Origin of the sequence: Aegicerativicinus sediminis (assembly GCF_015476115.1) — a bacterium.
Taxonomy (GTDB): Bacteria; Bacteroidota; Bacteroidia; order Flavobacteriales; family Flavobacteriaceae; genus Aegicerativicinus; species Aegicerativicinus sediminis.
Window position 1 is genome coordinate 2,944,091 of the sequence record NZ_CP064295.1, and the last position, 14,276, is coordinate 2,958,366.

The 14,276-nt window shown below is 38.2% G+C and carries 13 protein-coding genes; 2 read left to right on the forward strand and 11 right to left on the reverse strand.

Annotation, left to right across the window (positions count from 1 at the left end):
- The first annotated feature begins 7 nt into the window (after nucleotides 1-7).
- On the forward strand, nucleotides 8-700 hold the full coding sequence (locus tag ISU00_RS12715; RefSeq protein WP_228851045.1) for a peptidoglycan DD-metalloendopeptidase family protein: 693 nt from the start codon (nucleotides 8-10) through the stop codon (nucleotides 698-700).
- On the opposite strand, the gene ISU00_RS12720 is transcribed toward ISU00_RS12715, so the two are convergent.
- The 11 genes from ISU00_RS12720 to ISU00_RS12770 all read right to left on the reverse strand — a co-directional run bounded on the left by ISU00_RS12720 (nucleotide 689) and on the right by ISU00_RS12770 (nucleotide 13,378).
- A complete protein-coding gene (locus ISU00_RS12720) occupies nucleotides 689-2,023 on the reverse strand; it encodes a GntP family permease (protein WP_228851046.1) in 1,335 nt (444 codons plus the stop codon). The genes ISU00_RS12715 and ISU00_RS12720 overlap by 12 nt on opposite strands.
- On the reverse strand, nucleotides 2,014-3,408 hold the full coding sequence (gene gnd / locus ISU00_RS12725; protein ID WP_228851047.1) for a decarboxylating NADP(+)-dependent phosphogluconate dehydrogenase: 1,395 nt from the start codon (nucleotides 3,406-3,408) through the stop codon (nucleotides 2,014-2,016). Before gnd ends, ISU00_RS12720 begins: the two co-directional genes overlap by 10 nt.
- Complete coding sequence (locus tag ISU00_RS12730; protein ID WP_228851048.1) at nucleotides 3,392-3,895, reverse strand: gluconokinase; 504 nt, start codon at nucleotides 3,893-3,895, stop codon at nucleotides 3,392-3,394. Before ISU00_RS12730 ends, gnd begins: the two co-directional genes overlap by 17 nt.
- Nucleotides 3,888-4,847 (reverse strand): SMP-30/gluconolactonase/LRE family protein, encoded by a 960-nt coding sequence (locus tag ISU00_RS12735; RefSeq protein WP_228851049.1) that lies wholly within the window; start codon nucleotides 4,845-4,847, stop codon nucleotides 3,888-3,890. The genes ISU00_RS12730 and ISU00_RS12735 overlap by 8 nt, the downstream gene beginning before the upstream one ends.
- 59 nt (nucleotides 4,848-4,906) lie before the next feature.
- Nucleotides 4,907-5,329, reverse strand: a complete 423-nt coding sequence (locus tag ISU00_RS12740; protein WP_228851050.1) for a hypothetical protein — start codon at nucleotides 5,327-5,329, stop codon at nucleotides 4,907-4,909.
- A 95-nt stretch (nucleotides 5,330-5,424) separates the two neighbouring features.
- Entirely contained in the window at nucleotides 5,425-8,781 is a 3,357-nt protein-coding gene (gene secA / locus ISU00_RS12745) for a preprotein translocase subunit SecA (protein ID WP_228851051.1), read from the reverse strand.
- A gap of 165 nt (nucleotides 8,782-8,946) precedes the next feature.
- Nucleotides 8,947-9,168, reverse strand: coding sequence for a DUF2795 domain-containing protein (locus ISU00_RS12750; RefSeq protein WP_019387375.1), 222 nt, complete (start codon nucleotides 9,166-9,168; stop codon nucleotides 8,947-8,949).
- 154 nt (nucleotides 9,169-9,322) lie between these two features.
- A complete protein-coding gene (locus tag ISU00_RS12755; RefSeq protein WP_228851052.1) occupies nucleotides 9,323-9,898 on the reverse strand; it encodes a cob(I)yrinic acid a,c-diamide adenosyltransferase in 576 nt (191 codons plus the stop codon).
- 75 nt (nucleotides 9,899-9,973) lie between these two features.
- Entirely contained in the window at nucleotides 9,974-10,660 is a 687-nt protein-coding gene (locus ISU00_RS12760; protein WP_228851053.1) for an ABC transporter ATP-binding protein, read from the reverse strand.
- An 85-nt stretch (nucleotides 10,661-10,745) separates the two neighbouring features.
- Nucleotides 10,746-11,519: an O-methyltransferase gene (locus tag ISU00_RS12765; protein ID WP_228851054.1), complete on the reverse strand. Its 774-nt coding sequence runs from the start codon at nucleotides 11,517-11,519 to the stop codon at nucleotides 10,746-10,748.
- Nucleotides 11,519-13,378: an ABC-F family ATP-binding cassette domain-containing protein gene (locus tag ISU00_RS12770; RefSeq protein WP_228851055.1), complete on the reverse strand. Its 1,860-nt coding sequence runs from the start codon at nucleotides 13,376-13,378 to the stop codon at nucleotides 11,519-11,521. Before ISU00_RS12770 ends, ISU00_RS12765 begins: the two co-directional genes overlap by 1 nt.
- Before the next feature lie 100 nt (nucleotides 13,379-13,478).
- On the opposite strand from ISU00_RS12770, the gene ISU00_RS12775 reads away from it, so the two are divergent.
- A complete protein-coding gene (locus ISU00_RS12775) occupies nucleotides 13,479-14,273 on the forward strand; it encodes a polysaccharide biosynthesis/export family protein (RefSeq protein ID WP_228851056.1) in 795 nt (264 codons plus the stop codon).
- The last annotated feature ends 3 nt before the right edge of the window (nucleotides 14,274-14,276 follow it).

Here is a 14,276-nt window from a genome sequence, read left to right on the forward strand (position 1 = left end):
ATAGCAAATGCCTTTAAATATACCACTTCATGTTGTTGATACATTAAAACGTTTAAATCCAAACGTTTTAGATACTTCACTATCAAGAAAATCCTATTCTAAAATAGATCTTTCAACAACTAATCCCGATTTACAAAAGTTTAACGTTTCATCCTCTAAAGAATTAGGGGAATATGTGTTTGGACAATTAAAGGAAAACAAATCAAAAGTTGGGTTTGGTGGTTACCTAGAAAAAAGAGGTATTTACCAAAGAAGTGAACATTTTAAACACACCCAACTCGAAGAACGCAACATCCATTTAGGTGTGGACTTTTGGTGTAAAGAAGGGACATCTGTATTGGCAGCTTGGGAAGGAAAACTTCATAGTTATCAAAATAACGAAGGTTATGGAAATTATGGTCCTACTATTATACTTTCTCATATGATAGAGGGGTTTTCATTTTATACACTCTATGGACATTTAAGTGTAGAATCTTTAATAGGTTTAAATGATGGAGATTCAATAGAACAAGGCGCTGTAATAGGTAAATTGGGTAGTGCTAAAGTTAATGGCGATTATCCGCCTCACCTTCACTTTCAAATAATTTTAGATTTAGAAGATAATTATGGAGATTATCCTGGCGTATGCGAACAATCTAAATTAGATTTCTATAAATCAAACTGTCCAAATCCTAATATGTTACTAGGCTTAGAAAAATAATTGTAAAAGTAAAATTAGGGCGAAGCCAGTTAAGGATAGCAAACATGTCATAACCGTCCAACTTCGAAACGTTTGTTTTTCCGATAACCCCAAATAATTACTTACCAACCAAAACCCACTATCATTAACATGGGAAAGGATAGTGGCCCCACTAGCAATGGCTAAGACCAAAAACGCCTTAGTAGTCTCAGAAGATTCTGGACTTAATGCGGGAGCAACCAAGCCAGCGGCAGTTATCATGGCCACTGTAGCTGATCCTTGCAATATCCTTACTAAAGAAGCAACCAAAAAAGCCATGATCAAAAGTCCAAAACCCTGTTCAGAAATCAAGTTTCCTATCATTTCGCCTATGTGTGTGGTAATCAGAATTTCTTTAAAAACTCCTCCGGCCCCGGTAAGCAAAATAATTGCTCCTACGGCATTGAGCGATTTGGTGGAAATAGTTAAAAGTTGCTTTGAACTGAAACCTCTTTTTGTTCCCAATAGATACCATGCGAGCAGATTTGCAATAATTAAGGCCCCAAATGGATGGCCCATAAGTTGAATTAGCTTGAACCAAATGGCTGATGTGTCAATGTTGTTTAGATTAGAAACAACGGTATTACAAACGATTAATACAATTGGAATTGATATGATAATAAAAATTAATCCAATAGGGGGAGAGACATGCTCGCTATCATCCGTTTCAATAAGTTTCGGCGCTTCAACAAAAATTTTGGATGAAATATACTTGCCGAACAGAGGCCCACTTATTATAGCAGTTGGCAGTCCAACCAATATACCCAATATGATAACCCATCCTAAATCAGCATTTAATATATCTGCTACAGCTATTGGGCCTGGAGTAGGTGGTATAAAGGAATGTGTTACTGCTAATCCAGCTAATAGGGGTATAGCATAAAGTAACAATGATTTTCTTGTCCTCCTCTGAATAGAATATAAAAGGGGAATTAATATTATAAAAGCAACATCAAAAAAGACTGGGATAGAAATGATAAAACCAGTGGCCATGAGCGCCCAGCCAGCTTTTTTATCCCCAACTAATTTCAAAAGGTAATTCGCTATAGCATTGGCACCTCCCGATTGTTCCAATATAGCTCCGAAGATGGCACCAAGTCCTACAACAACTGCAACAAAACCAAGGGTATTTCCCATACCATTTTGTATGGATGTCATGATTTCATTGGGAGAAATACCAGCGAGTATACCTACTACTATACTGCCAATTAATAAGGCTAAAAAAGCTTGTAATTTAAATCGAAGGATTAGCAGTAATAATACAGCGATTCCTCCTAAGACTGCTAAGATCAGACCTAATTCCATGCGTAATGATGTAAATTATCATCTGAACCATCACTTAATTTAAAGCCATGGTTACCAAAATAATCACGTTGCGCTTGAATAAGATTGGTCGGTAATTGCTGTTTGTTTAGGGCTAACCAAAAATTAAAAGCTGAAGAATAAGCGTCCATTGGATGCAATAATTCTGCGCTGCGTCTGATTAAAGTTCTAACGGAATTTAAATTACTCTCAAGTGTATCCTTTACCCATTCTAAATCCAATAACCCATTCCAGAAAGTTTCTGTAAAGGCCAATTGTTCCATTAGCTCAGAACGAATAATACATCCATTGGTCCAAATACGAGCAATCTCTTTTAAATTGAGATGCCAGCTATACTCTGTTGATGCCTGTTGTATTAAGTGAAACCCTTGAAGGTGATTTATAAGTCGGGCAAAAAAAAAGGCTTCTAGAATTTCGATTTCCGCAAGTTGAGGTATGTTCCCTTTAGGGAATACCTGAAGATCATTTTGCCGTAACTCAGAATCTGAGGACAGTAAACGTGCATTAAGAGCAGCTGCCATTACTGATACCACAGAACCTAATTCAAGCCCTGCATTTACAGACCATTGGCCTGTTCCTTTTCCTGAAGCTTTGTCTGAAATTCTATCCAAAACATATCCCTTTTCATCTTTCTTAGTAAGAATTTCAATAGTTATTTCAAGTAAATAACTTGAATATCCCTGTTTGCACCAAGATTTGAATAGGGATGCAATTTCTTCTTTTCCCATATAAAGGGCAAGATATGAGTAGGTTTCAGCTATCAACTGCATCTCACCATACTCTATGCCATTATGAATCATTTTTACAAAATGTCCGGCCCCTTCATTTCCTATAAAATTCATGCAAGGATGGTCGTTTTTATCCTTTGAACTTAATTTGGAAAAAATGTTTTTAGTGATATCATAGCCAACTTTGCTGCCTCCCGGCATCATTGAGCATCCATGCCGTGCCCCTTCAGATCCTCCAGAAATACCACACCCAATAAAATGCAGTCCTTTCTCTTTTAGATTTCTATATCTGCGATTACTGTCTTTATAAAATGAATTGCCGCCATCGATGAGTATATCACCATTGTCTAAAAAAGGTAATAACTCTTCAATTACAGTATCGACTATAATACCTGCTGGAACCATTAGTAAAATGGTTTTGGGATGGTTTAAGGACGCAATAAAAGCATGATATTCTATGAAACCGTTTATTTCGAAATTATTCGGTAATGATTCAATAAAGTTATCTACAGTCCCTTTTTCTAGACCTATGTCTCGATTATATACAGAAACCTGAATGCCATTTTCTGCCGCATTCAATGCTAATTGGCTTCCCATGGTACCCAAACCAATTATACCTAAATCATTTCCCTTGTTCATGGAGGTGACTTTGGATGTAATTTACAATTTCTGTTGGTGTTTTTTCAATATTAATTTTTAAGGCTTCGGAGGGGGTTTCAAGTGTTGCAAATTGAGAGTCTAACAATCTGGAAGGCATATAATGCCCTTTACGAGCCTTCATTCGATTGGAAATTAGTGATTTGGAACCTTCTAGATATATCCAAAAAATGCCATCATCAGAAGAATTAAGAATTTCTCTATACGATTTTTTAAGTGCAGAACAGGCGAGAATAGCACCACCTTTGCCTTTCCATTCTTTAAGATGTTCTTTCAAGTTTTTCAGCCAAGGCAGACGGTCCTCATCGTTAAGTGGGATTCCCTTAGTCATTTTTACTACATTCGCCTCGGGGTGGTAATCATCTGCATCATAAAAAGGGATGTTTATTGATTCTGCAAGCTTTCTGCCAATAGTAGTTTTACCGCTTCCACTAACACCCATTATTATAATGAGATGATTTTCACTCATCCCCGAAAAAATAGCAAGGTACTCCCTTGACCCCCGGATGAGCTTTAAATACTGAACCAGCTAGAGGATACTTAGCTTCTTGTTCTTTTGTCATTCCAATGCTTGCAGTTGTGATGTACAAGGTTTCTAAGTCATCACCCCCAAAAGCGCAAGAGGTAATGTTCTGGGCAGGAACTTCAATTTTGCTCAGTACAGACCCAGTTAACGGATCGAACCTGAGAACACCGGTGCCATTCCACATACCGACCCATAATTTATCCTCATTATCAATGGTCATTCCATCGGGGTAACCTAGGGATTCTGGAATCTCAACCGCAATTCTCTCATTGGAGATATTTCCGGTGGTCAAATCGAAATCAAAGGCTTTTATGGCAGAAGTCGGGGTATCTATATAATACATGGTTTTTTTATCCTTCGTCCAAACAATACCATTGGAAATGGTAACACTATCCAATTTTTTCACCGTTTCACCATTAGGTAAAACCATATAAAGGTTTGCGTCATTTTTAGTCTGTTTGAATGCCATGGAACCTACCCAAAGTCTACCTGCAGGATCACATTTCCCATCATTGAACCGATTGGTAGTGATATCCTTTTCCACATCCGATATTTGGTTCAACTCCGAAGTAAACATATTCAATTCATAAATACCATCTTCCAATGCTACCACACAAAGGCTGTCAGATTTAGGTACAACGGTACCAACCATGGAGGGAAGTGAAATGGTTCGGTTTGTTTTGGTTTTAGGATTGTAAAAATTGACTTTTTTACTTTCAATATCCACCCAATAAAGCTCTCCACTCTTATAATTCCATATGGAGCCTTCTCCCAATTTTGCCTTGGTTTCTAACTCTAAGGAGGCAACATTGTCAGCACTTATTTGCATTTCGGAGCTTGAGGTTTCAATTCGTTGTTGTTCCTTTTTTTTATCAGAACATGATTGTAACCCCAAAGTTAGGCATAAGCTTAATAATAAAATTGATGTAATGAAAGGTTTCAAAACAACAAATTTTAGGATACGGTATCGTCCGGGCCTTGGGTAATCCTCTTTTTGGAATTTTGTAACCCAATATAAAATCCAATTCCCAATACAATTAAATCAAATACCATAAATTTCATTAAATCACGGATTAGGATAAAATTGATAAAGGCCGCCAAGAGCATAAAGGAAGCAACAATTAAAGAAGGAGCCAAAGAAGATTTAGAAATCATTGCTGCGATAACCATACCGCCCATAATTCCTAATAAATGTGCTAGTAATACCACTAGTTGTGCTCCTAGGGATAAATCTGTTATATGGTCGCGCAACCAAACAGAATTTATATATTCAACCCCTCCTTTTGGAGGAAATAGGGCAAGGCCAAGGCTTTCTAAGACAGTGGTGATTCCATAAGCTACTACAAGACCCACGGCAGTGGCAAGCACATTTTTCATAGATTAACTAGTTTAATGTTAGTTTTCAATATTACAAAAATTATCCGGAGGCTAACAACCCCCGGATAATTACATTTCACAAAGTTTTTAACGAATTATTCTTCGACCAAAACCCAGTCTCCCTTATCTATTAGTGGGATTGCCTGCTTATATTTTAGGGCCTTATTTTCACCCGTCATTACATTCTTAATGGTCACTCTATCGTTTCTTCCAATTTTTGGTTTATCCCTAACAATGGTTTCTACAACTTCTGGTTGTCTTTGGGTATTTCCAGCAGCTCTACTTTGGGCTGCCCTTTCATCCATATTCGGAATTTCCTCTTTGGAAGTTTCTAACTTTTCACTGCGTTTTGGGGTACGTGCCTCTTGAATGTTATTTGTGTTTTCGCTTGGCAATTCACCTTTAAACAAGAACGAAATTACATCCTTGTTTACTTGATCTAACATACTCTTGAACAATTCAAAAGCTTCAAACTTATAAATAAGTAATGGATCTTTTTGTTCGTGTACGGCCAACTGAACGGACTGTTTCAATTCGTCCATTTTACGTAAGTGGGTTTTCCAAGCGTCATCTACTATGGCGAGTGTGATATTTTTTTCAAAGTCATTCACCAACTGCTTACCTTGGGTTTCATAAGATTTTTGCAAATCCGTAACCACATTCAAGGTTTTAACCCCATCGGTAAACGGAACCACAATACGCTTAAATTTATCGCCCTGGTTTTCATAAACATTTTTAATTACGGGGAAGGCAATTTCAGCATTGCGCTGCATTTTATCTCTATAATGTTGAAAAGCTGCCTTATAAACGATACCAGCAATTTCCATATAAGATTTAGAGCCAAACTCAGCCTCAGTAATTGGTGAGCTCATAGAGAAGAAACGAATTAATTCAAATTCGAAATTCTTGAAATCATTCGTTGCCTTATTGCTTTCAGCAATTCCTTCAGCAGTGTCATAAATCATATTTGCCAAATCCACTCTCAAGCGATCCCCGAATAAGGCATGATGTCTTCTCTTATAAACAACTTCTCTTTGGGCGTTCATTACGTCGTCATATTCCAACAGACGTTTACGTATACCAAAGTTGTTTTCCTCAACTTTTTTCTGTGCACGCTCAATAGATTTGGTAATCATACTGTGCTGAATTACCTCACCCTCTTGTAGGCCCATTCGGTCCATCAATTTGGCGATACGCTCACTTCCAAATAAACGCATTAGGTTATCCTCTAGGGATACATAAAATTGGGAACTACCTGGATCTCCTTGACGACCAGCTCTACCTCTCAACTGCCTATCAACCCGACGGGAATCGTGACGCTCTGTACCAATAATGGCCAAACCTCCAGCATCCTTAACATTATTTCCTAATTTAATATCCGTACCACGACCCGCCATATTGGTAGCAATAGTAACTTGTCCGGCTCTACCTGCTTCCGCAACAATATCTGCCTCTTTCTTGTGTAGTTTTGCGTTCAATACATTATGTGGAATCTTGCGGATGGTGAGCATTTTAGAAAGTAATTCCGAAATTTCAACAGAAGTTGTACCAATCAAGATAGGTCTTCCGGCTTCTGAAAGTTTAGAAACTTCTTCTATTACAGCATTATATTTTTCACGTTTGGTTTTATACACCAAATCTTCACGGTCGTCTCTTGCAATAGGTCTGTTGGTTGGTATTTCAACTACATCCAATTTATAGATTTCCCAGAATTCACCAGCTTCTGTAATCGCCGTACCGGTCATACCAGCAAGTTTGCGGTACATTCTGAAGTAATTTTGAAGTGTAACCGTTGCAAAAGTTTGGGTAGCATCCTCAATCTTAACGTTTTCCTTGGCTTCAATCGCCTGGTGAAGACCGTCACTATACCGACGTCCTTCCATAATACGACCTGTCTGCTCATCAACAATCATTACCTTATTATCGATAACGACATATTGTGTGTCTTTTTCAAACAGGGCATAGGCTTTCAAAAGTTGATTTAGGGTATGTATACGCTCAGATTTTACACTAAAATCCCTGAACAAATCTTCTTTCGCCTCCGCTTCTTTTTCTTTAGATAAACCTTGGGATTCAATTTTAGCAATTTCAGTTCCCATTTCTGGCATTACAAAGAAATTGGGATCATCTGCACCAGAAAGATATTCAACCCCTTTATCGGATAGTTCTATTTGGTTGTTTTTCTCATCTATAACATAATACAACTCCGCATCTACCTTAGGCATCTCACGGTTGTTGTCTTGCATATATTGGTTTTCAGTTTTTTGAAGCAACTGTTTGATACCCTCTTCACTTAAATATTTAATAAGGGCCTTATTTTTAGGCATACCCCTATAAACACGCAATAATTGGAACCCGCCTTCTTTTGTATCTCCTGCAGAAATTAATTTTTTCGCTTCAGCTAAAACTCCGGTTAGATATTTTCGCTGAACACCAACGATGGAATCTACTTTGGGTTTTAATTCCAAAAACTCATGGCGATCACCTTGTGGAATTGGACCTGAAATAATTAATGGTGTTCTCGCATCATCCACTAAAACAGAATCCACCTCATCCACAATAGCATAATGGTGTGGGCGTTGTACCAAATCATCTGGCGAATGGGCCATATTATCCCTTAGGTAATCAAAACCAAATTCGTTGTTGGTTCCGTAAGTGATATCAGCCAAATATGCTTTTTTACGCGCAGCAGAATTAGGTCTGTGGTAATCTATACAATCTACACTCAATCCATGGAATTCAAATAAAGGAGCCATCCATGCGCTATCCCTTTTTGCTAGGTAATCATTCACCGTTACCAAGTGCACACCCTTACCAGCTAAGGCATTTAGGTATACAGGAAGCGTAGCAACAAGCGTTTTACCTTCACCCGTTTGCATCTCAGCAATCTTACCTTGGTGCAAAGCAATACCACCGATTAACTGAACGTCGTAGTGAATCATGTCCCAGGTAATTGGCTTTCCGGCCGCATCCCAAGAATTTGCCCAAAAGGCATTGTCTCCCTCTAGAGTGACATAGCCCTTCTCTCCAGAAATTTCTCGATCAAAAGGAGAGGCAGTAACTTTTAATTGGGTATTGTTTACAAATCGTTTGGCGGTTTCCTTTACAACAGCAAAAGCTTCAGGTAGAATCTCATTTAGTAAATCTTCAGTAACCGAGAAAATATCATCTTCAATTCTATCAATTTGCTGGTAAATATCTTCTCTTTGGTCAATATCTTCAGTGGCCTCAGCCTCTGCGGCCAATTTGGCCTTTTCTTCGTTAAAAGGCTTACGGGCCTCAGCGATTTTTTCTTTAAAATAGGTTGTTTTAGCCCTTAACTCATCATTGCTAAGTTCTTCTAATGCTTTTTCAAATGTTTTTATTTGATCAACAACTGGAGAAATGGACTTAATATCTTGTTTGGATTTATCTCCAACGAAAATTTTCAGTACTGAATCTAAAATACTCATAAGTAAATGTTTTGATGTTTGACAATCAAGCTGTCAAATTATATGTAGTATCAGTGGTGCCTTAAAGGAGCGATCAAAGATACGGATTATGCATTTTTTTGTGGCGACTGAGAACAAAAAAAAGCCTCTAGGAGAGACTTTTTAACTTAATTTTCAAATATAATATTAATATTCATCCTCATTCCAGAGGTAATCTTCATCTGTTGGGTAATCGGACCAAATTTCCTCTATGGAATCATAGGAATCACCCTCATCCTCTATAGACTGAAGGTTCTCAACAACCTCCAAAGGGGCTCCGGTACGGATTGCGTAATCTATTAATTCGTCCTTAGTAGCGGGCCAGGGTGCATCACTTAAATAGGATGCTAATTCTAATGTCCAATACATAAATAATGCGGTTTAAAATTTTTGCAAAAATATATTTTCTTATTAAACAGCCAAGAAAAAATTAAATTATTTCAGTCACCAAATTAAAGAACGTGGTTTTGCCTGTTTTTAAGGTGTTTTTTAAACTTTTTGACAAGGCAGGGAATCAAAAAAATTAGGACGTCTTATTGGGAATCCATTTAATTTCATCAGCTCCGACCTCATAGGTCAACTTCCGTGCCAACACAAAAAGGTAATCTGAAAGACGATTTAAATACACCAAAGTTTCCTTAGAGAAAGGTTCAATGTCATAGAGTGCGGTGGAAATTCGCTCTGCTCTGCGGCATACACAGCGAGCAATATGACAGATTGACACGGTTGGATGTCCACCAGGGAGCACAAAATGTGTCATCATAGGTAATTCCTCTTCCATTCGGTCTATTTCCCTTTCAAGCGTCTCAATATGCTCTTTTGATATCTTTGGAATATTCAATCGTTCTTTACCACTCTTTAATATAGCCTTTTTTGGGTCAGTAGCCAAAATTGCACCTACTGTAAATAGCAATTCTTGTATTTTCTGAATGAATTTTTGGTGATGCTCAGCAATTCCTTGGTCTTTCAACAAGCCTAAATGGGAATTTAATTCATCAACTGTTCCGTAGCTTTCTATGCGTATATGATGTTTAGGCACCCGTGTACCGCCAAATAGAGCAGTAGTGCCAGAATCACCTGTTTTTGTATAGATTTTCATAGTGAAATAGAATTTCTAGCTGCAAAGATGCAAAACCTTTTGCAAGACAATCAAAAATTTAGGAAAGTTATAAGTTTATCGGGTTCGTTCATCCCGTTCCACCATGCCATCCCTTAACCGGATTATTCTGTGGGCATGGGCCGCAACATCTTCCTCATGTGTTACCATTATAACTGTATTTCCTGCATTATGGATTTCATCAAACAACTGCAGAATTTCAACCGAAGTTTTAGAATCTAGATTACCGGTAGGCTCATCGGCAAGAATTATGGAGGGTTTATTGACCATCGCTCGTGCTACAGCTACACGCTGACGTTGCCCACCTGATAGTTGGTTGGGTCTATGGTCCATGCGATCGGAAAGGCCTACATCCGTTAATACTTGTTCGGCACGCTCATGGCGTTCAGACTTTGAGGCGCCAGCATATACCATCGGCAAGGCAACATTATCTAAGGCGGTCGTTCGTGGAAGCAAATTAAATGTTTGAAATACGAATCCGATTTCCTTATTACGGATATCCGCCAATTCGTTATCACTCATTTTACTTACATCCTTTCCATTCAAAATATAAGTGCCACTCGTGGGAGTATCCAAACAGCCCAATATATTCATTAAAGTAGATTTTCCAGAACCCGATGGGCCCATTATGGCAACATAGTCCCCTCGATCTATATCTAAATCTATGCTTTTAAGGACATGCACTGTTTCTTGGCCAAGTTTAAAATCGCGAATTATTTTTCTAATGGTGATAACCTTTTCCATATGGTTCAAAGTAGAAGCTGCAAGATAGTATTTTGTTGGTTAGACGCTAAAGACATTAAGGTGTTACATAATAATCAGATCAATTTTACAATCGGATTTTAAAATGTTCTTTCCTCTGTTCCTTTCTGAAAAATACAATACCCTTATGAAACAAATCCACAGTTACAGTCACTTTTTCATGGTTTTTAATATGCCTCCATGCACGTTCCATTGATGCCGACCAATAAATGTCATCTAAAATCACCATGGAATCGTTATGAAGATTGGGCAAAAGCATTTCAAAATAGCAAATTGTAGCCTCATAGTTGTGGTGCCCGTCCATAAACACCATATCCCAATGATTAACCGGTGGCAAGGAAAGGGTGTTTTCAAAAGACCCATGAATAGCAATTATATGGTTGAGCGTCATATCCATGAACCAATCTGAAGCATACTTGCTAACCGCTGGACTACCTTCTAGCGTGTAAATCTGTGAATGGGGTGCAGCTAATGCAAATGCCTGTGTCCCTAATCCCAATGAAGTGCCCATTTCTAAAATTGTTTGAGGTTGAAAATAGCGGCATATCCGGTACAACAATTTGGTTTGTGACAATCGGGATCCTGCAGATTTTGCAATAGACTTCACCGTTGCTGGGGAAGTGGACCTTGTTTTGGAACCAGAACCTAAATCTTCAATTTCAAGGACAGTAGAATCGCTTAATAGTTGTTCGCGGAAATCCCTTAATTTCTCATAATCGGGGTAGGGCCGTTTGTCATAAATACAATTGATGACCAAATCGAACACAAAAGGGGAGTGTACCCCATGTTGATTTTTAGAGGCCGCCAGAAATTTAATATATGCCAAACCTTGATACAGCATTAGGCGTCTAATTTTTCAGATAGTTCCAACCAACGTACTTCCTTTTCTTCTATTTGGGACATCAATTGTTCCAATTCTTTTGATAGTGTTTCAATTTGCATGGTATCTAAAGAAGTGTCATGGAATTTTGCTTCCAATGCCAACTTATCCTTTTCTAAACTTCTTATTTTGGATTCCAAATTATTCAATTCCTTTTGTTCATTATAACTAAGACGTTCTTTTGAATCCTTTGAAGTTTTTTCCGTTTCCGAATCGTCTAAGACCTCATTGCCATCAGGAAGTTGCTCATGCAGTTCCCTATAATCTGAATAATTCCCTGGAAAATCAGATACTTTGCCATTTCCTTCAAATACAAACAGATGATCTACGATTTTATCCATAAAATAACGGTCGTGAGACACAACCAATAAGCAACCGGGATAGTCTAATAGAAAATTCTCCAATATGTTCAGAGTAACAATATCCAAATCATTGGTCGGTTCATCCAATATTAAGAAATTCGGATTTTGAATAAGTACGGTACAGAGGTACAACCGCTTTTGCTCACCGCCACTTAATTTTTCAACATAGTCATATTGCTTTTTACGATCAAATAAAAAACGCTCTAACAATTGTTGGGCGGAGATTTGTCGGCCTTTGGTAAGAGGAATATAGTCGCCAAATTCACGAATTACTTCAATGACTTTCTGACCTTCTTTGATCTCAATTCCAGCTTGACGATAATAACCAAATTTAACCGTTTCCCCAATCACCACTTTACCACCATCTGGTTGAACAAGGTCGGTAATCAAATTTAAAAAGGTAGATTTTCCTGTGCCATTTTTCCCAATTATACCGATACGTTCGCCTTTTTTAAATACATAATCAAAACGATCAAGCAATTTAGTATCGCCATAAGACTTACTTAAATTATGAAGCTCGACAATCTTACTGCCCAGACGTTCCATATTTATTTCAAGCTGTACCGCATGATCTTTACGTCTTTGTAACGCACGCGTTTTAATATCGTCGAAATCGTCTATGCGACTTTTGGCTTTGGTGGTTCTCGCTTTTGGCTGTCGGCGCATCCAATCGAGCTCTGTTTTGTAAAGTTGTTGGGCTTTTTGGGTTTCGGTTTCAAATCGCTCTATTCGGGCATCCTTTTGTTCAAGATAATAGCTGTAATTCCCTTTATAAGTAAAGAGTTGGCCTTCGTCTAATTCAATGATCTCATTACAGACCCGTTCTAAAAAATAGCGGTCGTGGGTCACCATAAACAAAGTCATCTGGCTCTTTTTAAAGTAATCTTCTAGCCACTCGATCATGTCTAGATCTAGATGGTTGGTAGGCTCGTCGAGCAACAACAAATCAGGATCACTTAAAAGAGCCTGTGCCAATGCCAATCGTTTCTTTTGACCTCCCGATAAGGTTTTAATTTGTTGTTGGGTATCCTCCAATTGCAATTTTGAAAGCAACTGTTTGTAGCGCAATTCAAATTCCCATGCATTATGGATTTCCATTTGCTCGAAAGCTTTTTGATAAGCCTCGGCATCCTCGGCATGTTCTAAAGCCAACTCATACTGTTGAATAACCTTTAGGATAGGCAAATCGCGATTAAATATACTTTCCGTGATAGTCGCATTCCCATCAAATTGAGGCATTTGGGGGAGATAGACCATTTTCAGTCCGTTACGCATGGTAATCTCACCAGAATCGGGAGAATCTAATCCCGCTAATATGTTTAAAATGGAGGTTTTGCCGCTGCCATTTTTAGCCACAAATGCAATCTTATCATCCTTATGGATGCTAAAAGAAAGGTCAGAGAATAGCTGTAATTCTCCATAAGATTTAGAAATAGCGGTAGCCGTAAGGTAGTTCAAAGCAGAGATTTTGGCAAAGGTCGCAAAACTTCCAAAAAGAACCGCAATAGTTTTGTTATTCCTGTCGTTAGGCTATATTTGTGTGCCAAGCCCTAACTGAATGAAAAACGTTTCCGCTGTAATTGTACTGCTATTGGTAGGTATTCTTAGCTCCTGTATACCCCATAAAGATACCGTCTATTACCAAAATAAATCCACTGCCACCGATACTATTAATCTATTGGTTGAGCAGCAGAAACCATATAGGGTGCAGATCAATGATATTTTAAATATTCAGGTAAAGGCCTTGGACCAAGAAAATGTAGCCATTTTTAATCCGATAGGCGATGCTAATTTAAATGCTTCCTCTGCTGAAAGGGCTTATTTTGATGGTTTTACGGTAGACACTCATGGAAATATCCGTGTGCCAACTTTGGGTTATATCAATGTATTGGGCCGTACCACGGAGGAAATCCAAAAAATGATCGAGGAGCAATTGTTGGTGGAGCAGTTTAAGGAAACAGCCAACATTTTTGTGACAGTAAAATTAGCGGGTCTGCGTTATTCTGCTAGTGGGGAGGTGGGTAGCCCGGGTACTCAAACACTGTTTCAAGAACGGGTAAATATTTACCAAGCCATTGCCAATGTTGGGGAGATAACGGATTTTGGCAATAGAAAAGATGTGCATATTATAAGGCAGTATCCTCAGGGGCAGCAAATCCATCATTTAGATTTAACGGATGTTCAGGTGATGGAATCCCCGTTTTATTTTGTACAGCCTAATGATATGATCTATGTACCACCTTTAAAACAAAAAGCAATAGGACTTGGTACTAATGGTATACAAACCTTTACTACTATTTTGGCAGTGATTACAAGTATTTCTTCTATTATTTTATTAACTACTCGTTTATAAGGA

What these genes read in the sequence shown, in the direction of transcription:
- secA (WP_228851051.1), bottom strand. Translation starts at nt 8,781, where the DNA reads ATGAGTATTTTAGATTCAGTACTGAAAATTTTCGTTGGAGATAAATCC.
- ISU00_RS12765 (WP_228851054.1), bottom strand. Translation starts at nt 11,519, where the DNA reads ATGCTGTATCAAGGTTTGGCATATATTAAATTTCTGGCGGCCTCTAAA.
- ISU00_RS12760 (WP_228851053.1), bottom strand. Translation starts at nt 10,660, where the DNA reads ATGGAAAAGGTTATCACCATTAGAAAAATAATTCGCGATTTTAAACTT.
- ISU00_RS12755 (WP_228851052.1), bottom strand. Translation starts at nt 9,898, where the DNA reads ATGAAAATCTATACAAAAACAGGTGATTCTGGCACTACTGCTCTATTT.
- ISU00_RS12720 (WP_228851046.1), bottom strand. Translation starts at nt 2,023, where the DNA reads ATGGAATTAGGTCTGATCTTAGCAGTCTTAGGAGGAATCGCTGTATTA.
- ISU00_RS12740 (WP_228851050.1), bottom strand. Translation starts at nt 5,329, where the DNA reads ATGAAAAATGTGCTTGCCACTGCCGTGGGTCTTGTAGTAGCTTATGGA.
- gnd (WP_228851047.1), bottom strand. Translation starts at nt 3,408, where the DNA reads ATGAACAAGGGAAATGATTTAGGTATAATTGGTTTGGGTACCATGGGA.
- ISU00_RS12750 (WP_019387375.1), bottom strand. Translation starts at nt 9,168, where the DNA reads ATGTATTGGACATTAGAATTAGCATCCTATTTAAGTGATGCACCCTGG.
- ISU00_RS12775 (WP_228851056.1), top strand. Translation starts at nt 13,479, where the DNA reads ATGAAAAACGTTTCCGCTGTAATTGTACTGCTATTGGTAGGTATTCTT.
- ISU00_RS12730 (WP_228851048.1), bottom strand. Translation starts at nt 3,895, where the DNA reads ATGAGTGAAAATCATCTCATTATAATAATGGGTGTTAGTGGAAGCGGT.
- ISU00_RS12715 (WP_228851045.1), top strand. Translation starts at nt 8, where the DNA reads ATGCCTTTAAATATACCACTTCATGTTGTTGATACATTAAAACGTTTA.